Origin of the sequence: Halorubrum sp. CBA1125 (assembly GCF_009742825.1) — an archaeon.
GTDB lineage: Archaea > Halobacteriota > Halobacteria > Halobacteriales > Haloferacaceae > Halorubrum.
In genome coordinates this window covers 1-4,226 of sequence record NZ_WPCE01000223.1, presented here as the reverse complement: position 1 = coordinate 4,226, position 4,226 = coordinate 1, and the positions used below count along the sequence as shown (strand labels likewise).

The following is a 4,226-nucleotide window of genomic DNA, read 5'->3' as shown; positions in this document are numbered from 1 at the left end:
CGTGATCGCTCTCTTCGACGCGCTCGACCGCGAGGACGTCCGGCACGTCGCCTGTGCGGGCGTGGCGCCGGCGTGGTTCAACCTCCTCGACCTCCGCCGGCTACACGAGACGCTCGACCGTCCGGTATACGCCGTGAGCTACGAGCGGAGCCCCGGCCTGGAGCCCGCGCTCCGCGAGGCCTTCGACGGCGACGCGCTCGCGCGCCGGCTCGCGACGTACCGGTCGCTCCCCCCGCGGGTTCGCGTGGGTTCGGTCGAGCCGGACGCCAGCGACCGGACGCCGTCCTCCCGATCTGCCGCCGACGATTCGCGCGAGACGCCCCGGTTCGTCCGCGCGGTCGGGATCGCGGACGGCCGCGCGGCGGACGCGGTCCGCGCGCTCACGCGAGCGGGGTTCCGACGGAGCGAACCGCTCCGGATCGCCGCGATCGCGGCGAGCGCTCACCGTGAGACGATCGCCGCCGGCCGGGACCGGACGGACTTATCACGGTCCCGATCCGACCCGGACGCATGAGCGAGGACGGAGACGGGCTCGACGCCGACCTCCGGGTCCCGTCGTGCGAGCGCTGTCCAGAGCTGGTCGAGTCACGGGGCCGGATCGTCGACGGCGTCGGCCCGACCGACGCGACCTGCTGTTCGTAGGCGAGGGGCCGGGCGCGACCGAGGACGAGGAAGGCGAGCCCTTCGTCGGCCGCTCGGGCGACGTGCTCGACGAGGCGCTCACGCACGCCGGGCTCCTCCGGGAGGACGTCCGGATCACCAACTGCGTGCGGTGTCGTCCGCCGGACAACCGGGACCCGAGCGCCGCGGAGCTCGCGAACTGCCGGGGGTATCTCGACGCCGAGATCGACCGGCTCGACCCCGCGCTGATCGTGACGCTCGGGAAGGTCCCGAGCGAGCACCTGCTGGACCGGTCGGTCGCGATCACCTCGGAGTCCGGCGAGGTCGTCGACGCGCGGATCGCCGGGATACAGCGTCGCGTCCTGCTCTCCGTACACCCCGCCGCGACGCTGTACGACCGGAGCCAGCGGGACGGCTTCTTCGAGACGATCGCGCTGGCGGCGGAACTGAGCGGGGCCGGCGAGCCGGACGGATCTGGCGGCGCCGACGGGGCGGACGGCGCCGACGGACAGTCCCGGCTGGGAGAGTTCTGACCCCGCGGGACGGGCGGTCGAGATCTGTTCTCGCCCGTCCCGTCTCACCCCGAGCGCTTCCGGCGGCCACCTGCCACAAGGGAAACCGACTTTTCTGTCCCCCGCCGAGGGGGCGTATGAGCACCTTCGAACCGCCGTCGGAAACGCTGGCGGACGTCGTGCTGGTCGACTACGGTCTCGGGAACCTCCGTTCCGCCACTCGCGGGCTGGAGCGGGCGGGTGCGTCGGTCGAGATCACCGACGACCCCGCGTCGTTCGCGGCCGCCGACGGCGTCGTCCTCCCGGGCGTCGGCGCGTTCCGCGAGGGGATGGAGAACGCCGGCCCCCTGCGCGAGGCGCTGACCGATCACGCCGACGCCGGGCGCCCCCTCTTCGGGATCTGTCTCGGGATGCAGATGCTTCTCACCACCAGCGAGGAGGCCGACCACGAGGGCGAGGGCGAGGTGACCGGACTCGATCTGGTCCCCGGAACCAACGTCCGGTTCGACGTGGACCGCAAGGTCCCGCACATGGGGTGGAACGAGCTCGAGGTCACCCGCGATCACCCGCTGGTCGAGGGCGTAAACGGGGAGTACGCCTACTTCGTCCACTCCTACTACGCCGAGCCCGACGACCCGGACGCGGTCGTCGCCACCGCAGACTACGGCGCCGACTTCCCCGCGGTCGTCGCCAACGAGGCGGGCAACGTGTTCGGCACCCAGTTCCACCCCGAGAAGAGCGGCGAGACGGGGCTGCGGATCCTCCGGAACTTCGTCGAGTACTGCGCGGACGAGTAGGTCGGAGCCCCTCGTCGGGGTCGCGCCTTCAGAGCCCGTCGTAGGGCCCGGGCTTCGCGGCGGTCAGCCGCTCGACCTGCTCGTCGGAGAGGTCGATCGTCGCGGCGGCGAGGTTCTCTTCGAGCTGTTCGACGGTGCGCGCGCCGACGATCGGGGCGGTGACGCCGTCGCGGTGTGCGAGCCACGCGAGCGCGGTCTGTGCGGGGGTGGCGTCGACCGCCGCGGCGACCTCGTCGAGCACGTCGTGGGCGTCGAAGTTCGCCTCGGTGAGGTACGCCTCCTGGAACCGGGAGGACTCCGCCGCCTTCGAGTCGTCCGGCAGGTCCGCGTCGCGGTCGTACTTCCCGGTGAGGAAGCCCTGGCCGAGCGGGCTCCACGGCGCGACGGCGAGGTTCCGATCTCGGGCGAACTCCAGGTAGTCGCCCTCGACCTCGCGGTCGACGAGGTTGTATCGCGGCTGGAGCACGGTGAACGGCTCCCACCCCTCGCTACGGGCGATCGCGTTGGCGCGGGCGACCTTCCAGGCGTTCGGCCGGAGCGTCGAGGCGCCGAGGTAGTGGACCTTGCCGGACTCGACGAGTCCGTTCAGCGTCTTCATCAGCTCGCGAGCCAGCGTCTCGTCGTCCCAGCGGTGGATGTAGAGCACGTCGACGTAGTCGGTGTCGAGCCGGTCGAGCAGCGCGTCGACGCGGTGGCGGACGTTCTTGCGGTTCGTCCCGCGGCTGTTCGGGTCGTCGTCGCGGATCTGCCAGTACACCTTCGAGGCGATCGTGTAGCGCTCGCGGTCGCGCTCTTCGAGCCAGTCGCCGATCCAGCGCTCGCAGTCGCCGCCGCCGTACACGTCCGCGGTGTCGACGTACCGCCCGCCCGCGGCCTCGTAGGCGTCGAGCAGCTCGTGGGCCCGCTGCTCGTCGATCTCCACGCTGCCCGCCTCGGTCACGCGGCCGAACCGCCACGTGCCGAACTGGAGCTCGCTCGTCCGGAGCCCCGTCCGGCCGAGCGGAACCGTCTTGAGGTCGATCTCGTCGAGTGAGCGCGTCATCGACCGATCGGTGTCGCCCTCGCCGCAAAAAACCCACAGCAACCGGATGCGATGTGTGAACGTGTGACTAGAGATGTCGGGACTGCCGATCGGGTCAGGCGACCGGCGTTCGCTCGACGACGGTGCCGTCCACGGTCGGGTACTGCTCGACGATCTCGCCGCGGTCGAGGTCGCCGTCCTCGACCATCTCCTCTAGGAGCCACCACGCCACCTCGACGTGGTCCGACTTGACGGTGTAGAACTCCTCGGGGACGCCGAGCGCCTCGAACCGCTCGGGGGCGGCGAACGCCTTCCCGTAGACGAGCGTGCCGTCGTCGGTCACCTCGTCGAACTCGCGGCGGATGTTCCGGGCCATCCGCTTGAGGCGGTTGCGGTGCTGGGCGGCGTCTTTGAACACCGACGTACAGAAGTACACCCGCTCGTGGCTCGCCATCTCCTCGAGGATGGCGTCTTTCGACCCCTCGACCGCGGACATGTGGCCCTCCTGCAGCTCGAAGCCCTCCGCTTGCATCCGCCGGTAGTTGCCGTCGCTCATCTCGAACTCGTTGACGTTACAGAACTCCGCCGCGCCCTCCTCCAGGAACTCCAGGAACTCGGGCTCGGCGCGGATGCCGGGGATCTCGAAGGCGGGGGTGAGCCCCTCTTCGCGGGCGATATAGAGGATCTCTTCCCACTCGGTGCCGTGAAGGTCGCCCCACAGCTCCAGCGGCGGGTGGAAGCGGATCTCGTCGAGGCCGGCCTCGCTGAGCTTCCGCATGTTCTCGCGGCCGCCCGTGATACCGGTGTAGAGGTGGGTGTGGTGGTCCTCGCCGAACTCGTCTTTGAGCAGCCGGAGGTACCGCGTCGTCTTCGCCATCGCCTCCTGTGGCTCGCCGCCGGTGATCGACGTGCCGAGCGCGCTCATCCGCTTGGCCTCGGCGATCACGTCCTCGTCGGACTCGACCTTCCGCTCGTTGGCGTACACGTCGGTGACGTTCTTCCGGTTCTCTCCGAGAGGGCAGTAGAAGCAGTCCCGCTGGTCACAGTAGCCGTAGACGAAAAGCACCATCTTGCCGCCCTTGGCGCACTGTTCACAGCCCTTGGAGATCATCTACCGCCCCGTAGTCGCCGCGACCTGAAAAAGCGTCCGAACTCCGGCGGACGGAGGCGGAACGACACGGTACGACGCCCCACGACCCGCGTCTCGCGTCCCTCCGGCTTCGGTCGGCGACGACCGCGGAACCGCACCGCCTCGCGCCTCCCCAGCCTCGTCGC

At 70.3% G+C, this 4,226-nt stretch carries 4 protein-coding genes and 1 pseudogene; 3 read left to right on the top strand and 2 right to left on the bottom strand.

The window, feature by feature from the left end:
• From GJ633_RS14550 to hisH, 3 genes and pseudogenes are all read left to right on the top strand, one after another.
• Nucleotides 1-514: DUF99 family protein (locus GJ633_RS14550; protein ID WP_156589386.1), on the top strand; the 514-nt coding region annotated here is incomplete at its 5' end.
• Nucleotides 511-1,154: pseudogene (locus tag GJ633_RS14545) on the top strand (uracil-DNA glycosylase family protein). The gene GJ633_RS14550 and the pseudogene GJ633_RS14545, both read left to right, overlap by 4 nt.
• 116 nt (nucleotides 1,155-1,270) lie before the next feature.
• Nucleotides 1,271-1,930: an imidazole glycerol phosphate synthase subunit HisH gene (gene hisH / locus GJ633_RS14540; protein WP_156589385.1), complete on the top strand. Its 660-nt coding sequence runs from the start codon at nucleotides 1,271-1,273 to the stop codon at nucleotides 1,928-1,930.
• A gap of 28 nt (nucleotides 1,931-1,958) precedes the next feature.
• On the opposite strand, the gene GJ633_RS14535 is transcribed toward hisH, so the two are convergent.
• Both GJ633_RS14535 and GJ633_RS14530 read right to left on the bottom strand, forming a co-directional pair.
• The gene (locus GJ633_RS14535; RefSeq protein ID WP_156589384.1) at nucleotides 1,959-2,972 is read right to left on the bottom strand and encodes an aldo/keto reductase; all 1,014 of its coding nucleotides are present in this window, start codon (nucleotides 2,970-2,972) and stop codon (nucleotides 1,959-1,961) included.
• Between the two features lie 94 nt (nucleotides 2,973-3,066).
• Complete coding sequence (locus GJ633_RS14530) at nucleotides 3,067-4,062, bottom strand: radical SAM protein (protein ID WP_156589383.1); 996 nt, start codon at nucleotides 4,060-4,062, stop codon at nucleotides 3,067-3,069.
• Nucleotides 4,063-4,226: the final 164 nt, after the last annotated feature.